Genomic DNA, 15479 nt, shown 5'->3' on the forward strand with positions numbered 1-15479 from the left:
GTTTACTTGGATATAGAGATATAAAACCACTTTCTTTTTATAACTTCCTATAATTTATATTATGTAAACTAGTAAAAATAAATTAACTAAATTTAACTAAGTTCCAGTTGTATACCTCCCTATTTTATCTTTTGTAGATTGACACAATTATACTCACTTAATACGCGATATGACACAAATTTGTTATCGATGTTCTTATTTATTTTTTAGAAGCCCAAGATCCAATGGAGATTTCCCTTGTATACTTATTTTATCAGTCACTTTCCAAATCACCTATAATTTGTTGTTCACTAATATTAACTAGAATACTCGCTAATGACTTTTTTTCTACGGTTAAATTTTCTTTATCTGGTGCGATATCTTTAATATTAACGAATTGATAGCCATTAAAGCTTAAATGATATGTTCTTTCAAAATCATTTGTAATTGTTTGTTTAGTTTGCTCTTCCCTACTGGATAATTCCGCATAAGCACTACTATTAGACGTATAAATAGCTAATAGTAAAATCCCTATAACTAATACGAATATTCTTTTCATCATGCTATTCACTCCATAACTAGTTTTTTTATAGAGTGTCTCAAAAAAGATATACTTATGTACTTAGAAAAAATTCTATGAATAATCATTAATTGTATACACTTATATATTCATTCGGAATGATAATACCTGAATTTCCCCTTGAAAGTTGCACAATTGGAGCGATATGTCCACCTTTATAATTAACGGCTGGAATATAAGAATTCACATAAGCTTGTGTCACCTCTATACCTGATGAACAATCGTAACCTAAGTTTAGCGAGGGACCTTCTTTTTTATCTTTATCATATAAAGACTTACATTCAAGAATATGAGCATAGTCAGCTATATAAATCGATGGGAATTCTTTTGGCACCTCAACCCGTAATATAATGTTACCAACAAATTGTTCTACTAAACCTTTCCCTAAATTTCCGAAATATTCATTGTTTGTAAGCCAATTAGGTATTGGAGATAGGAATTCCTCTGTAAGGAAATGATTTTGTAAGTAGGTTGGTACCTCGTGGCATGACACGGGTCTATATGCATATAAACCACTCTTTTTTGCGAAAATCTTATTTAAATGTTCTTTATAAGTGTAATGATAAAATACTAGCTTCCCTTCACTTCCATACTGAATTTCTGTTTTATCGGTTTTATAACCTAAATCTCCCAGGTACAGTCCTTTTTGGTGAATGAATGGTTCGCATTTCCTCATTTGCCCATCTCCTCAAAATATATCTATATTGGTATCGTCTATTCAACTTTTCAATCGCTTATTGCATTGGATTTTTATATTCAGTATATATTGTTTTATTTGTAAGTATCATGCATGGTACCTCTTTTTCAATAGATGTGATTTGTTTTTTGATTTTTTCATAGCATTCTTTTTGACGATAAAATTGTATTTTTCCGTCAAGTGATTTAGGTATTAATGCTACATAGAATGGGATTGTTTGATGCACGTTAAAACAATTGTCATTATGTCTCATTTCTCCTCTTTGTAAAGAATTCGATGCGTTACTTAGATGTATAGCAAAACTATCCAATAAAACGTAAGAAATTAAATGATTTAGAAACCACTTCTTACAAAGTACCTTTTGGGATTAACATGTCCATCTCCATCAAAATAACCTCTAATATCGTAGTTTTATACTTTTACCTTCTTAGTATTGTAAGCCTAATAACCCTCATTTTGACTTTGTTAGTTCATTTTTCAGTTCTTTGTGAACTACACTCCAGTACTCGTCTCCTTCTTCAGTGAGTTGGTATGCTGTTTTACCATCTTCCTTAGGAGATGACTTCTTTCCTGTACGAACGTCTTTTATTAATGAGAATGCTTTCTTATACTTTGCCATTGCTTTTTCAATAACCTTTTGTTGGTCTACATATTTACTAGGTGGGTCAATTGCTAAAAATTTATCAGATACATAGGTATAAATGTAGTAGCAAGAAGACCGAAAATACGCTGCGCTCTCCCCTGTTAAAAAGAATGAACTGTATTATTATCTATTCTTTTGTCCGCCATTTTTATTAACAACTAGTAATTTTCTATCTTGTTAAGTTTAGCTTTTTCATCTCCAGTATACTTCCTTAATAAAAAAGGACTAGGTTTCTACACCTAATCCCCTTACTTTCTTATATTACTGTTTCATGAAACGATAAACTTGTGGCAACTCATCATCGAATATTTGCATTTTCGTTTCAGTTAAATTTTGTACCTTGTAAGCTATTACTTTCCGTTGTGTTCGAATTACTTTCCCGTCTTGATATGCTTTCTTAATCTTTACCTCTAACTCTTGTTTCCCTTTATTATAAGACCATTCTCCAGTTACATAGTTATCTTTATTAGGGTACTCGGTTCCTACATACACTTCAAATGTATTATCTTTATTTAAAATGTACATAGGGTAGAATTTGTCCTCGTACTTGATACCCCAAGTACCTACAAACTCCTTACCAGTTTTTGATGTGTTTTCTTTAACAGCGTTTACATCTATCCCTATTTTATTGTTCATCTCATTTAGTTTACTTTCAGTTAAGACAGTACTCTTATACTTTATGTTCTCTTTGTGATTCTTTGCATTTTTACCTTCGAACTTATCACATACATTGTTCCAAGACTCTAATGCTGTTTTTAACTCCGTATCAGCCTCTTTTACTCTCTCTAAATGCTCGTGAGTAGATTTATCTTTAGCAGTATAGATTATTTTATAAAGTTCAAATGATTTTTTAAAGTGATTCATTGTTTCTGCAATGTTCTTTTGTGTCTCTTCATGTTCTTGTGGAGGAATTGTCTTGATAAACTCGTCAGCTACTCGAATCATATCGTCGAATAACGCTAATTCAATCTGCGTTGATAACATTTGTGTACTTCTTCTTGCAGGTTGATAACTAAGTGTTTCATAGTCACTGTACTGTTTATCAAATTCTAGGATTAAAGAGTCTACTCTCTTTTCATAGTCTTCTTTTGATAACTGTTTGTTAGTGTCCGTCTTCTGTTCTACTTTCTCTTCTTGTTTCGGCTCTTGTTTCGATTCTGCTTTGTCTACCCCACCACATCCTGCTAAAAGCATGATTGGGATTGCTACAGTTAGTACTTTGTTTCGTTTCATGATTTAAATACCCCTTTTATTAAACTATTTCTGCTTTATATACCTTGATGTAGTTCTTGCACTTTCATTGTATACTTGCAAATGAGTTGAATCGTAGTTTTGTAATTTGTATTCTTCGTCTTTTCGTGTAATCTCAACGACTACACCGTTAGAATATTGTTTTGTAAAGTGAATTTTTAAGAGCATATTCTCTTTATCGTATCCCCATGTACCTTCAAGGATGTTTGCTTTACTTGGATATTCGTCATTGGTGTATATCTCAAAGGTCTTAGGCTCTCCACCTTTTAAAATAAACATTGGTATGAAATTACCGTTACGCACCATACCCCAATTTGCAATTAATTCAGAACCATCTACTACATTCTTTTTAACTGATTCATAGTCTACCCCTGCACCTGTATTAGTGTTCTCTAAGTCTTCCTGTTTCAATGAACCACCACTTGACTTTGTTACTTCATTTCTTACTTCTTTATAGACTGCAATCCAGTACTCGTCGCCCTCCGTCATAAGTTTCTCTATTTGTTTACTAGAGTCTTTAGAGGAAGGTTTATTCCCTTTACGGATGTCTTTTAATAATGAGATTGCTTTTTTATACTTCCCAATTGCTTTTTCAACATTCTTCTGAAGGTCTACGTACTTACTAGGTGGTTCTATTTCTTCAAACTTAATAAGTACCCCTTCTACCTTTTCGATACTATCTATGACGTCTTGCTTTGATTTCTTTTTGTCAAAGTATGCGTTTGTTGTTTCATCTGACATCTGTATTGCTTTACTATACTCATCACCTAAGTTTGATAAGTATATAGGATAGTCTTCTTCTGAAACCTTTACTTTTTGGATATCTTTTTCTTTTACTTCAGTCTTTGTTTCTTTTGAAGTCTTATTTTCTGAACCACAACCACTTAACAACATCATTACGGGTAATGCAATACTTACAAGTTTCTTTGCTTTCATTAACATCTACCCCTTTGTAGTTAATTGTAATTATTCATATTTACTGTGGTTGACTTAACTAACTTACTCGTTTACATTTTTCTACATTTGTTGTAGCGTCTAACCAAATCTTATTTACTTCGAATACTTTACTCATATATAAGTCGAATTTACTTTGATTATCCTCCCGTACTGCTTCAATAATAAGTTTAAAGGCTTCATCATGTTTCCAAATTTGACACCTATTATTAAAATAACATTATTTTTATAATAAACCAAATTCGCAGAAAATTTAACTCGTTAATTGTTAAGCTAATAAATTTTATATCTGCTATATTTTACTTTATGGTTTATGATAAGTTCATTTGTTATCAATTTAAATTATTTTTTCGAAAATACCTATCATGATGCTTTTTAACATGTAAACGACTAGATGGATAAATTTGAAGGTTTAACGCTCTTCCAATGAATTATTACTAGTCAGCTTTTATTTATCCAGTATTATTTATACAAGGGAATATTTAAAAGTAACCAATAATATTGTTTCGATATCTTGCTGTTATATTCAATTCTTGGCTTTTTCAGAAAATAATCAGTTATAGTGAGGTTGTCAAATAGGAAAAGTAACGAAATCAAACAAATAGGAGAGCCCAAATGGAAAATATAATTAGAAAACAAATCTTTGAACTCATTGATACAGACTATCAGAAGTTTTCGGCCGCACTTATACCTACTATTAACAATGTATTAGGTGTTCGGCTGCCAGAGCTTCGTAAAATAGCTAAAAAAATTGTAAAGGGTGACTGGCACACTTACCTTGAAACTGCAAAAGATGAATATTTTGAGGAAATCATGCTGCAAGGTATGGTTATTGGCTATGTTAAGACGGATATTGAAGAACTCCTGTTTTATGTAGCTTCGTTCGTGCCAAAAATTGATAATTGGTCGGTATGTGACAGCTTTTGTACAGGTCTTAAATCTACAAAGGAAAATAAAGAGCGTGTATGGGAGTTTTTACAGCCCTATCTGTCTTCTAAGAAAGAATATGAGATACGATTTGGAGTGGTTATGCTTCTAGACTTTTATATCGAGACCGAATACATCGAAAGGGTGCTCAACCTCCTGGATCGTGTAAAGCATGAAGGGTTTTATGCCAAAATGGCGGTTGCGTGGGCTGTCTCTATCTGTTATGTGAAACTTCCCGATTCAACAATGAAATATTTGAGAAACAACACGCTCGATGATTTTACATATAATAAAGCCTTGCAAAAAATTACGGAATCTAATCGTGTGGATAAAGAAACGAAAAGTCTTATCCGCAGTATGAAACGGGGATAGGGAAGTAAAGAGGTCAATGAAATTGCAGCTCCGTTTTTAACATCGACCCAATTTCCCCATTCCCCTTCTCGAAAAAGAGATACAGGCATTTCGCGTACATAACAATAGGAACACACAAATGAACAGCCTGTATAAGGATTTAGTGAATGAGTATATCCAGAAAGAAAGCCAGTCCCTTTATTCAGAATGGTTTTCGGACTTTTATAGAATAATTCACTTTTCATGACGGAACCTCCATTCATCTAGCAATAATTACTCATTGCTAGATGAAGCTCGCTTTTCCAGATCCAGGAGCAGTGTCTTCATTTCTAATCCGCCCCGATAGCCAGTTAATGAGCCATTCTTTCCTATTACACGATGGCACGGTACAGTAATTAATACCGGATTAGCCCCAATAGCCGCGCCTACAGCACGAACAGCTGCTGGTTTATTTATATCATTTGCAATGTCGGAATAGGATTTCGTCTGTCCATAAGGAATTTCACAAAGTGCATTCCAGACTACTAGCTGAAATTGCGTACCTACGTACTCAAATGGAACAGTAAAGGTTTTCCGCTTTCCTTCTAGATACTGAGTGATTTCAACGACATAGGGTTTAAGCTTTTCATCATCTTCAACAAGAGGACTTCCTGGAAAGCGTTTCTTAGCCCATTCGAACAATTCCTCGAATGGTTTGTTCTGTGAACCTACAAACACAAGCTCCTTTGAAGTTGAAGCAATATAAAAATTCCAATCCTTAAACTTTAGTAAAGACCAATAAAGGGTTGGTTTATTCTTTGTTTCCATTGTACTTTTCCTCCATTTTACTCATTTGACGAAATTGTGCTGGTGTCTGTCCAGTTTTCTTTTTAAATAAAGTAATAAAATAAGGCGCGTTAGCCATACCCACACATATGGCGATATCTCCAATCGCTTTATGTGTCTGAATCAAATACTTTTTAGCCGCGTGTACTCTAACTTGTTGTATATACTCAACCGGCGTAATGCCTTTAATCTTTTTAAATGTTCGATGCATATGATACGGACTCCCATGACAACTATCTGCTAACGATTCTAGCGTTAATTTTTCTGTGAAATTTTTATCAATGTATTCAGTAATTAAATCAACCCACTCGCTATCAGGCGGATTTTCATTAGTGGGCTTGCAACGTTTACAAGGGCGAAAATTCGCGCGGAAAGCTTGTTCTGCGTTTGGAAAAATGCATACATTTTCTTTTTTCGGAACGCGAGATTTACAGGATGGTTTACAGAATATCCCTGTCGACTTTACAGCGTAGAAAAATTGATTATTGTACGTTGCATCATTATTTATAATTGCTTGCCACTTTTCATCTGTTATCATTTCTACATCATTCGAAATTCTATGATCATGGCTCTCTTTATGTCCGTTATTGATACTATCCAGCATTTATCTCACCTCTCCTTACAATATACTCCCTATAAATTCAGAATGTACAATTCTAGGAATGGAATAGCAAGATATTGAAGTTTAATTTTTATTTAGAAGACAAACTTTTTAAAAGGTGCTAATGCTACTAACTTTAAGAAACTATATTTCTAATGAATGTTGAAAATAAAAGAAGATACATATTCGAGCCTTAAAAATCATATTTAGTAACGATTGATGGAAATTAAATTTTGGAGGCTATAATAATGAATGAAAAACATCATAAACAGAGGCAAACTTTATTAGAGGAAAGTCATTATGAGAATCGAAACCTCTCTAATGAATCTGCTAAACTTCATTCCCAGACGATCGGCTCTAGGGGACCTGTACTGGAACAAGATGGTGTACTACACGAAACCTTACAAGAATTTATTCATGAAAAGATTTTAGAAAGACCTGTTCATGCAAAAGGATCTGGTGCATTTGGTTATTTTCAAACGATATATTCGATGTCCGAACATACAAAACTGAGCTTTTTACAAAATTCTAATCAGCAAGTTCCTGTTATGGTTCGCTTTTCGTTAGCTGTCGGTACGAAAGGAACACCTGATACATCTAGAAATGTACGTGGTTTTGCTACAAAATTTTATACAGAAGAAGGCGTTTTTGACCTTTTATGTAATCACATTCCTGTCTTTTCTGTTCGCGATGCGATACGATTTCCGGAATTTATTAAAGCACTCTTACCTTCACCAAAAAATAATTTAATTGACCCTGATAGGTTTTGGAGCTTTGTAGCAAGAGCACCTGAATCGATTCATTTTGTTGTACGTTTATACTCTGATGCTGGTACGGTAAAAAGTCTTCGCCACATTCCAGGACATAGTGTAAATACATATGTTTGGAGAAATGCTCAAGGTATTAGAAAGTACGTTAAATACCATTGGTACCCATTTGAAGGTGTACAATACATCGGCCCTGAAGAAGCAAATAGACTAGCCGCTGAAAATCCTGATTACGCTGGTAAAGATTTATACGATGCGATTGCAGGTGGTAAACCGGTGGCATATGGCTTATATGTCCAGCTCATGGACCCAAAGGATGAAGCAAATCTTTCTTATGATCCTTTAGACGATACAAAAGTATGGGATGAAAAAGATTATCCCCTAATACCAGTAGGGAAAATGGTATTAAATAAAAATCCTGATAATTATATGGAACAAGTAGAAAAAGTCGCCTTCTCCGTTTCTAATTTACTAGACGGCGCAGAATTATCCGATGATAAAATACTGCAAGGCCGCGCCAATATTTATAGTGATTCTCAAAGAAGAAGAATTGGAGCTGAATTTCGTAAATTGCCGGTTAACCAACAGCAAAATTGGACACCAGCTAATCAAATTACAAGTGGTGATGGGAGATATGTTGAAGGTAAACTAGAAAGAACTTCTATAACAAAGCAAGACGATTTTGGGCAGGCTGGTGAATTCTATACGAGGTTAACTCAAATAGGAAAAGAACATCTTGCCGAAAATTTAGCTAGTGATTTGAAAGTTATATCTGATGATATTAGAAAGAAAGTTATGGAGTATTTCAATAAAGTATCATCTGACTTAGCAAAGAGAATTAAGATTGAAATGAAAAAGTGATAAGAAGATTAAAAAACGTCATTTTTACGATTAAAATGACGTTTTTTTGTATAAAATTTATTAATTGCACCTTCTACGTTAACAATAAACATAAACTTCCCTCCAAGTAACATTCTTATTCCTTTATCATTTGGTAAAGCCGTACCATGTCTTCTTTTGAAAGAATTTTGGGAACGGGATAGAGCGGGTTCGCCTCTTTTAAAGCCCGGTTTACCATAGCAGGAATATCTTTATCAAGAATGCAGTCGATCTTTTTGGGTATATTCATGTCTTCATTGAGTTTCTTTATTGCTTCTATAAACTTTTTTGACTTTTGTTCATCGGTGTCAGATGAATTACTGATCCCAATTAAATCTGCCAGTTCAGCTAAAGGTTTATATACTGATTTTCCATAATAATCCAAAACGTAAGGTAAGATTATAGCATTAGCTAATCCATGAGGAACGGAATAAAATCCTCCTAATGTATGTGCAATAGCATGAACATATCCAATATATGCACGGGTAAACGCTACACCAGCTAAATATGACGCTTTCTGCATGTTTTCGCGTGCATTCATATTTGAACCATTTATATAGGATTCATAAAGGTTATTAAATATCAATTGAACTGCCTCTCTACTGTTCTGTTTTGTTTCTTCTGTATTACTTTTTCCAATGTATGCCTCAACCGCATGTGTCAAAGCGTCCATTCCAGTAGTTGATGTTATATGAGGAGGTAGTTTAACTGTAAGCATCGGATCCAGTACGGCTAACTGCGGGATGAGTGCATGATCGTTAATTGCATACTTTTCATGTGTCTCACTATTAGATACGACAGCAGCAACTGTAGCCTCACTTCCTGTACCTGATGTTGTAGGGATCGCGAATAAGGGTGGAATCTTTTTTCTGACCTTTAAAACCCCTTGCATTTCAGGAATACTTTTTTTCGGTCTAGCAACACGCGCCCCGACCCCTTTTGCACAATCAATCGGTGATCCACCACCAAATGCAATGATACCTTGACACTTACTTTCGTGGTAAAGAGATAGTGCGTCTTCAATGTTATAAATTGTAGGGTTTGGAACGGTTTTATCATAAATAAAATATGTTACTCCTGCTTTTTTTAGTTGTTTAAGAAATTCATCTAATAATCCAATTGACGTAATACCCTTGTCTGTTACTATTAACACCCTATCAATATTGATGCTATTTAAGTGAATTGGAAGTTTACTCAAGCTATTTTCTCCAGTTAATAATTGAGGTTCACGCCAAGGTAAAAAGCGGGAAACCAACTTAAACGTGTTTTGATATAATCTACAATACAACTTGTACATATTAAGACCTACCTTTCCTTTTTTGGTAAGTATTAAGATACATAGCTATAAATATAGTAGCAAGAAGAGCAAAAATACTACTTTTATACTTTGAGTTTTCTATAAAATTTTTCTCTGTTTTATAATACCTAATACAATTGGAATGCCTAAACCACTAAATATTATAGGTAAAAACCATTTTCCCAAACCATTTCCCCAACCTAATCCAATAAAAACAGATTCAAATACAATTAAGGAAAAAATAATTAAACAGATATTTTTTAATTGATTAATTATTTTTCGGCTTTGTAAATAAAACTGTTTTGCATTTGATTCATTAAATCTTTCGGGATAATTATGTGATTCTGGGTGTTTTTCTAAAAATTTCATGAACAAAGCAATAAATAAACCAATACCAGGTAAAATTAATAACTGCCATTTTGAACCCATATGATCTGCTTCACCAAGACCATTAAAATGTGTAGGTACTTTTTCAGGTATTTTGCTCCAAAGGAATATTAAAAAGATTATAGAACCGATATAAAATAAAAAACCTATTATATCCCATATCCATTCACTTTTTGTTTTTGAAATTGTTATCTTAGGTCGATTCAGCATATTCAATATTTAATCCCCCCTCTACATAATCATAGCATTTTCAATGTGTAATTCCCATAATATTCAAAAGGATACGGTAACTGCGATTTTGCTTGTGCTTGTATTAGTTCTCGATATTATAGCAATCTTATTCTCTGATTCTTTAACTTTACTAGTCGGATCAACATCTGTTGTTCTTACCGCTAATTCAGTTCTTTTATAAGAGAATCAAAAAGACTATAAATTGAAAGGTGAAGATAATGAAAATTGAACACATAGCTATTTGGGTAAATGATTTAGAAGAAATGCGCACATTTTATACCAAATATTTTAAAGGGAAAGCTAATAACTTATATCGCAATGAAACAAAACAATTTGAATCTTATTTTATTACATTTGAAACAGGGGCACGTATAGAAATTATGCGAAAGAAAGGAGTGAAGAATAAACCTAAAAATGAAATTACTGGATATGCTCATTTCGCTTTTTCTGTTGGAAGCAAAGATAACGTAAAGCAATTAACGGAAACATTAAGAGAAGCCGGCTATCCTATATTAAGTGAACCTCGCTTTACTGGCGATGGATACTACGAAAGCGTAGTAAGTGATCCTGAAGGAAATCAGATTGAAATAACAATCTAAAGAATAGAATTTTATTGAGAAATATTTTTCTAAACACCTAAATATTGTGAAATTTGATACGATTATGTAAAGGAGGGGTTATGACATGGAGATTACAACAATTACATTAGAACAAATTACTTCTTTACTAAATAATTGGTATGATGCAATTCGTAGTCAAAATACAGTTCTTGCACTTGAAATTAGAAATGATGTAAACAAGAAAATTGATAGGATTGAGGAAAATCCGAACATTCTACTATACTACTTTTTACTAGAGCTTAGGTATAAATTACTTACAAATGATTATAAAGAAGCAAATACTTTATTAGAAAAAATTAATAGCTTCGAAAAACCAACCGATGATTATGTTACATATTACTATCATTTCTTTAAAGCAATACATGCTACTGAGATTGGTAAATTTAAAGAAGCTAACGAATACTTTAGCAATGCTAAAGAGGTATTAAAATCTATACCGGACGAAGCTGAAAAAGCTGAATTTTACTACAAAGCTGCAGCATACTACTATCAAGTTCGTCAACCACTTGTCGCTATCAATTATGCAACAAAAGCCAAAAATTATTATGAAAACTTAATAGGATATGAAGTTAATATTGCTGGTTGTACAAGTATTTTAGGACTTACATGCACCTCTTTAGGTCAATATGAATCAGCTGAAGAATATTTTATAAATGCTTTAGATATTGCTAATAAAAAGAAAAGTACACTACTTGCTCTAAAAATCAGACATAATTTAGGTTTCTTATATGCTGAGCAAAACTTATCTGAAGCCGCTATTAGAAATTTATCTGCTTCCATTGAAGATCCTGAAACTGACTATAAAGGTACCTTCCTATTAGCAAGGGAACATTTTAAATTAGGTCACACTGAAGAAACAAATAAATGTATTGAAAAAGGATTGGATATTTGTAACCGTTTACAAGCAATTGAATATAAACATCACTTTTCCATCCTTCACGCATTACATACAGAAGAACCAAATAATACATTTGAAACAATAATTAAAGAAGGAATTCAATACTTTGAGCAAGAAGATTTATTAGGGTTCGTGCATGACTACTCAAAACAATTGGCTTTAAAGTTTTATGCTTCTAATCAACCTGATAAAGCAAGTCAATATTTTTATAAGTCGCACGAAGCCGAACAAAAACTACGCGATAAGGAGGCTTTAAAATAATGAAAAAATTAGCTAAATTTTTTGGGATTACATTCGGATTAACTTTACTACTGACAGGAATTATTGGGTATACTCCTTCAAACACATTACAGGCGGAACATGGTAAAACATTCCTGGAACAATCGAGTGATTCTCAGTATGTGCTAAGAGAACATGGTAAAACGTTCTGATTTTACAATAAAAAGATAAAAAGAATGCACATTTTAGATATGTCCTATATCTAAAATGTGCATTCTTTAATTGATTTGTTTTTGAACTAATCTGTCTCTGTTAATATGATGTATATCACTTCCACCAATCATCAAACATAGTTGTAGGAAGTTGTCGTTTATGTTCTGTAGCTAAATATCGTTTTTCGATTGCTTCTGCTACTTCTTTTGATACTTCCTTACCTTCTAAATAATCATCTAGTTCTTCATAAGAAATTCCTAGCTCGGTTTCATCTGCTTGTTGTGGTTTATTATCTAATAAATCAGCTGTTGGAACTTTTAAATATAATCTTTCTGAAGCACCTAAAGCTTTCAATAGTTCTTTTCCTTGTCTTTTTGTTAATCCAGATAACGGAAGAATGTCAGCGCCACCATCGCCATATTTCGTAAAGAAACCTGTTATAGCTTCTGCTGCGTGGTCTGTACCAATTACAAGAAGGCCATTTTGACCACCTACTGCATATTGCGTAATCATTCGAACCCTTGCTTTCACATTTCCTTTATTGAAATCTGTAAGTTGCTCTTTTGCATCTTTTTTATATTGCTCTGAAAAAACATCAACTGTAGTTTTAATATCAAATGCAAGTTCCTCATCTGCTTGAATGAATTGTAACGCTGCTTGTGCATCATCTTCATCTTTTTGAACGCCGTAAGGTATACGAATGGCTACGAATTTCACATGATGTCCTTCGTTTCTCAGTTCTTCTATTGCTAGTTGAGCAAGTCTTCCAGCTAATGTTGAATCTTGGCCACCGCTAATTCCTAAAACGAAGCCTTTTGCTCCTGTTTTAAGTGCATACTCCTTTAAAAAATCTACTCTTTTACGAATTTCTTGAATAGGATCAATTACTGCTGATACATGTAAGTCCGACATGATTTTTTGTTGTAAAGTTGTCATTTCAAAATCTTTCCTTTCAGTTTTTAGCGTTTTATATGAAATGTAATCCTTATTATTGATACAAACCTTTTTCTTTAATGTAATAGTAGCAGCTATGCGGGAGAAGATAACGCGGTTCGCCGCCTTTAGAAAATTCTTCGCGTATATATGTAGAACTAATTTCCATAGCTAATCCTTTATCAATTAATTGAAATCTACCATCATCATAATTGCGCAGGAGAGCGGATCGACTAATCGTTTGGAGCATATCAATACCGTTGCGAGCCATAACGATAAAATTATTTTCACTTATCAATTCTTTAGCCATCTTCCATTTTCCATCAGCGATATCTACTAAAAGGTCTGCACCCATGATAAAGAACAATTCCGCTTCTTTTAATATAGTTCTAAAATGCTTCATTGTATAGTATGTATAATGTTTTCCTGGTAATACGTTTAATTCATGAGTGTCCAGAATGAACTTAGGATTATCTTGTATGGCTAAATTGATCATCTTAGCGCGGTGATCACCTGTCGTTTGTATTTTCTTATCAATGCGCTTGTCTGTAGAAGGTAAAAAGATAATATAATCTAGCTTTTTACGATGTGCCACAGTAGAAGCAGTCCACAAATGAACATTTGTGATTGGGTCGAATGATGAACCGTATATCCCAATTCGGCTCCCTTTTTTAAATAGTCCGCTAATATCTTTTTCTGGATTCAGTTCTTGAAGGTACTCCATACTTTTAGTTGATTCAATTTCATTTATCTTCATTTTCTAATCATCTCCGCAACTTTTTGTTTTACTTCCTCAATATTCTTCATTTTGTTGTTCCAACACTTTTGACTAAGGTCCAAAGGATATTCTTCTGGATTTAATCCACGTTTATATTCATCCCAAAGTAAATCTAAGTTGTCTTTTGTAAATTGCTGTATTTCCTGCAGTGATGAAGATTGATATACACATTGACCTTCTATGAAAATATCGTGATGCAGCTCTTTAGCCTCGAAGTTAGTTACAAATTTACTAATAAATGTATGCGTTGGATGAAACATTTTTAATCGATCTTCTTCTTCTGGATTTTCTGTCTCTAATGCGATGTAATCTCCTTCTGATTTTTTGTTTATTGTATTAATAATACGGTACACTTTCTTAACACCTGGAGTAGTTACTTTTTCTGGATTGGAGCTAATTTTAATTGTATCCACCATATCACCGTTCTGATCTTCGATGGAAACGAGCTTATAAACGGCCCCAAGTGCAGGAGAATCAAATGCTGTGATTAATTTTGTTCCAATTCCCCAAATATCAATTCTCGCTCCTTGTGATTTTAAATGAGTGATCGTTTTTTCGTCTAGATCATTGGATGCAATAATTTTTGTTTCTGTAAATCCTGCTTCATCTAACATTTTTCTCGCTTCTTTAGATAAGTACGCTAAATCTCCGCTATCTAATCGAATTCCCTTAAAATTAATTTGATCGCCAAGCTCTTTGGCCACTTTGATAGCATTTGGAACCCCTGATTTTAATGTATCGTAAGTATCTACTAAAAATACACAATCCTTATGTCTGCGGGCGTATTTATGAAAAGCGGTATATTCATCGCGATATGCTTGAATCATTGCATGTGCGTGTGTACCGACTACAGGAATTCCAAACAGTTTTCCAGCACGTACATTAGATGTCGCATCAAACCCTCCGATATATGCTGCTCTTGTACCCCAAATTGCTGCATCCATTTCATGAGAGCGACGAGTTCCAAATTCCATTGCAATTTGTTCTCCTACTACTTGTTTCATTCGCGAAGCTTTTGTTGCAATTAATGTTTGGTAATTTACAATGTTTAGAATAGCTGTTTCAATGAGTTGGGCTTCTACTAAAGGTGCTTCAATTCGAAGCATTGGCTCATTCCCAAAGACTAATTCACCTTCCTTCATCGAGCGGACAGTTCCCGTAAACTTTATACCTTTTAAAAACTCCAAGAAATCCTCTTGATAACCTAATTCATCGCGAAGATATACAATATCACTTTCAGTAAAAGCGAAATTTTTTAAGTAATTTATAATTCTTTCTAAACCAGCGAAAACAGCGTACCCGTTTCCGAATGGAAGTTTTCGAAAGAATACTTCAAATACCGCTTTACGGTTATGCATATGATCTTCCCAATACGTTTCCGCCATATTAATTTGATAAAGGTCAGTATGTAGTGTTAAGCTATCATCTGTATATGTATTATTCATTATA

The 15479-nt window shown here is 33.5% G+C and carries 17 protein-coding genes and 1 pseudogene; 5 read left to right on the plus strand and 13 right to left on the minus strand.

Features of this window, described 5'->3' with window-relative positions:
• Positions 1 to 253 precede the first annotated feature (253 nt).
• The 5 genes from MR076_RS19575 to MR076_RS19595 form a co-directional block, all read right to left on the minus strand.
• The gene (locus MR076_RS19575; protein ID WP_242223361.1) at positions 254 to 541 is read right to left on the minus strand and encodes a hypothetical protein; all 288 of its coding nucleotides are present in this window, start codon (positions 539 to 541) and stop codon (positions 254 to 256) included.
• A gap of 85 nt (positions 542 to 626) precedes the next feature.
• Entirely contained in the window at positions 627 to 1235 is a 609-nt protein-coding gene (locus tag MR076_RS19580) for a hypothetical protein (protein WP_242223363.1), read from the minus strand.
• 472 nt (positions 1236 to 1707) lie between these two features.
• The gene (locus MR076_RS19585; RefSeq protein WP_396021722.1) at positions 1708 to 1959 is read right to left on the minus strand and encodes a DUF7018 domain-containing (lipo)protein; all 252 of its coding nucleotides are present in this window, start codon (positions 1957 to 1959) and stop codon (positions 1708 to 1710) included.
• A gap of 201 nt (positions 1960 to 2160) precedes the next feature.
• Entirely contained in the window at positions 2161 to 3132 is a 972-nt protein-coding gene (locus MR076_RS19590; protein WP_242223367.1) for a DUF3994 domain-containing protein, read from the minus strand.
• A gap of 24 nt (positions 3133 to 3156) precedes the next feature.
• Positions 3157 to 4086: a DUF3994 domain-containing protein gene (locus MR076_RS19595; protein WP_242223368.1), complete on the minus strand. Its 930-nt coding sequence runs from the start codon at positions 4084 to 4086 to the stop codon at positions 3157 to 3159.
• Positions 4087 to 4719: 633 nt separating this feature from the next.
• Here MR076_RS19595 and MR076_RS19600 point away from each other — a divergent pair.
• Positions 4720 to 5403, plus strand: coding sequence for a DNA alkylation repair protein (locus MR076_RS19600; protein WP_242223370.1), 684 nt, complete (start codon positions 4720 to 4722; stop codon positions 5401 to 5403).
• Between the two features lie 13 nt (positions 5404 to 5416).
• Here the strand turns inward: MR076_RS19600 and MR076_RS19605 are convergent.
• The 3 genes and pseudogenes from MR076_RS19605 to MR076_RS19615 form a co-directional block, all read right to left on the minus strand.
• Positions 5417 to 5627, minus strand: a pseudogene (locus tag MR076_RS19605) (radical SAM protein); the annotation flags it as partial.
• A 28-nt stretch (positions 5628 to 5655) separates the two neighbouring features.
• Positions 5656 to 6189 carry a methylated-DNA--[protein]-cysteine S-methyltransferase gene (gene adaB, locus MR076_RS19610; protein ID WP_242223372.1) on the minus strand — a complete coding sequence of 178 codons (534 nt, stop codon included), beginning with the start codon at positions 6187 to 6189 and terminating at the stop codon, positions 5656 to 5658.
• Positions 6173 to 6811, minus strand: a complete 639-nt coding sequence (locus MR076_RS19615; RefSeq protein ID WP_242223373.1) for a bifunctional transcriptional activator/DNA repair enzyme AdaA — start codon at positions 6809 to 6811, stop codon at positions 6173 to 6175. Before MR076_RS19615 ends, adaB begins: the two co-directional genes overlap by 17 nt.
• A 245-nt stretch (positions 6812 to 7056) precedes the next feature.
• Between MR076_RS19615 and MR076_RS19620 the strand changes: the two genes are divergently transcribed.
• Entirely contained in the window at positions 7057 to 8436 is a 1380-nt protein-coding gene (locus tag MR076_RS19620; RefSeq protein ID WP_242223375.1) for a catalase, read from the plus strand.
• A 115-nt stretch (positions 8437 to 8551) separates the two neighbouring features.
• On the opposite strand, the gene MR076_RS19625 is transcribed toward MR076_RS19620, so the two are convergent.
• Both MR076_RS19625 and MR076_RS19630 read right to left on the minus strand, forming a co-directional pair.
• Positions 8552 to 9751 carry an iron-containing alcohol dehydrogenase gene (locus tag MR076_RS19625; protein WP_242223377.1) on the minus strand — a complete coding sequence of 400 codons (1200 nt, stop codon included), beginning with the start codon at positions 9749 to 9751 and terminating at the stop codon, positions 8552 to 8554.
• A 99-nt stretch (positions 9752 to 9850) separates the two neighbouring features.
• Complete coding sequence (locus MR076_RS19630) at positions 9851 to 10348, minus strand: DUF1648 domain-containing protein (RefSeq protein ID WP_242223444.1); 498 nt, start codon at positions 10346 to 10348, stop codon at positions 9851 to 9853.
• A gap of 239 nt (positions 10349 to 10587) precedes the next feature.
• Here MR076_RS19630 and MR076_RS19635 point away from each other — a divergent pair, with 239 nt between their 5' ends.
• From MR076_RS19635 to MR076_RS19645, 3 genes are all read left to right on the plus strand, one after another.
• On the plus strand, positions 10588 to 10968 hold the full coding sequence (locus tag MR076_RS19635) for a VOC family protein (RefSeq protein ID WP_242223379.1): 381 nt from the start codon (positions 10588 to 10590) through the stop codon (positions 10966 to 10968).
• Between the two features lie 85 nt (positions 10969 to 11053).
• Positions 11054 to 12148, plus strand: a complete 1095-nt coding sequence (locus MR076_RS19640) for a response regulator aspartate phosphatase (RefSeq protein WP_242223381.1) — start codon at positions 11054 to 11056, stop codon at positions 12146 to 12148.
• A complete protein-coding gene (locus tag MR076_RS19645; protein WP_242223383.1) occupies positions 12148 to 12318 on the plus strand; it encodes a hypothetical protein in 171 nt (56 codons plus the stop codon). Before MR076_RS19640 ends, MR076_RS19645 begins: the two co-directional genes overlap by 1 nt.
• Before the next feature lie 115 nt (positions 12319 to 12433).
• Here MR076_RS19645 and nadE read toward each other — a convergent pair whose 3' ends face one another.
• The 3 genes from nadE to MR076_RS19660 are packed head-to-tail and all read right to left on the minus strand — an operon-like array spanning position 12434 to position 15475.
• Positions 12434 to 13255 carry an ammonia-dependent NAD(+) synthetase gene (nadE, locus tag MR076_RS19650; protein ID WP_242223385.1) on the minus strand — a complete coding sequence of 274 codons (822 nt, stop codon included), beginning with the start codon at positions 13253 to 13255 and terminating at the stop codon, positions 12434 to 12436.
• Positions 13256 to 13307: 52 nt separating this feature from the next.
• Positions 13308 to 14009, minus strand: coding sequence for a nicotinate (nicotinamide) nucleotide adenylyltransferase (gene nadD / locus MR076_RS19655; protein WP_242223388.1), 702 nt, complete (start codon positions 14007 to 14009; stop codon positions 13308 to 13310).
• Positions 14006 to 15475, minus strand: a complete 1470-nt coding sequence (locus MR076_RS19660; protein WP_242223390.1) for a nicotinate phosphoribosyltransferase — start codon at positions 15473 to 15475, stop codon at positions 14006 to 14008. Before MR076_RS19660 ends, nadD begins: the two co-directional genes overlap by 4 nt.
• Between the last annotated feature and the right edge of the window lie 4 nt (positions 15476 to 15479).

Origin of the sequence: Bacillus cereus group sp. BfR-BA-01380, from assembly GCF_022663535.1 — a bacterium.
Classification (GTDB): Bacteria; Bacillota; Bacilli; order Bacillales; family Bacillaceae_G; genus Bacillus_A; species Bacillus_A cereus_BB.

Coding starts and splice junctions, on each gene's coding strand:
- MR076_RS19620 (WP_242223375.1), top strand. CDS start 7,057: ATGAATGAAAAACATCATAAACAGAGGCAAACTTTATTAGAGGAAAGT.
- MR076_RS19590 (WP_242223367.1), bottom strand. CDS start 3,132: ATGAAACGAAACAAAGTACTAACTGTAGCAATCCCAATCATGCTTTTA.
- MR076_RS19625 (WP_242223377.1), bottom strand. CDS start 9,751: ATGTACAAGTTGTATTGTAGATTATATCAAAACACGTTTAAGTTGGTT.
- MR076_RS19575 (WP_242223361.1), bottom strand. CDS start 541: ATGATGAAAAGAATATTCGTATTAGTTATAGGGATTTTACTATTAGCT.
- MR076_RS19580 (WP_242223363.1), bottom strand. CDS start 1,235: ATGAGGAAATGCGAACCATTCATTCACCAAAAAGGACTGTACCTGGGA.
- MR076_RS19660 (WP_242223390.1), bottom strand. CDS start 15,475: ATGAATAATACATATACAGATGATAGCTTAACACTACATACTGACCTT.
- MR076_RS19640 (WP_242223381.1), top strand. CDS start 11,054: ATGGAGATTACAACAATTACATTAGAACAAATTACTTCTTTACTAAAT.
- adaB (WP_242223372.1), bottom strand. CDS start 6,189: ATGGAAACAAAGAATAAACCAACCCTTTATTGGTCTTTACTAAAGTTT.
- MR076_RS19635 (WP_242223379.1), top strand. CDS start 10,588: ATGAAAATTGAACACATAGCTATTTGGGTAAATGATTTAGAAGAAATG.
- nadE (WP_242223385.1), bottom strand. CDS start 13,255: ATGACAACTTTACAACAAAAAATCATGTCGGACTTACATGTATCAGCA.
- MR076_RS19630 (WP_242223444.1), bottom strand. CDS start 10,348: ATGCTGAATCGACCTAAGATAACAATTTCAAAAACAAAAAGTGAATGG.
- nadD (WP_242223388.1), bottom strand. CDS start 14,009: ATGAAGATAAATGAAATTGAATCAACTAAAAGTATGGAGTACCTTCAA.
- MR076_RS19595 (WP_242223368.1), bottom strand. CDS start 4,086: ATGAAAGCAAAGAAACTTGTAAGTATTGCATTACCCGTAATGATGTTG.
- MR076_RS19615 (WP_242223373.1), bottom strand. CDS start 6,811: ATGCTGGATAGTATCAATAACGGACATAAAGAGAGCCATGATCATAGA.
- MR076_RS19600 (WP_242223370.1), top strand. CDS start 4,720: ATGGAAAATATAATTAGAAAACAAATCTTTGAACTCATTGATACAGAC.
- MR076_RS19645 (WP_242223383.1), top strand. CDS start 12,148: ATGAAAAAATTAGCTAAATTTTTTGGGATTACATTCGGATTAACTTTA.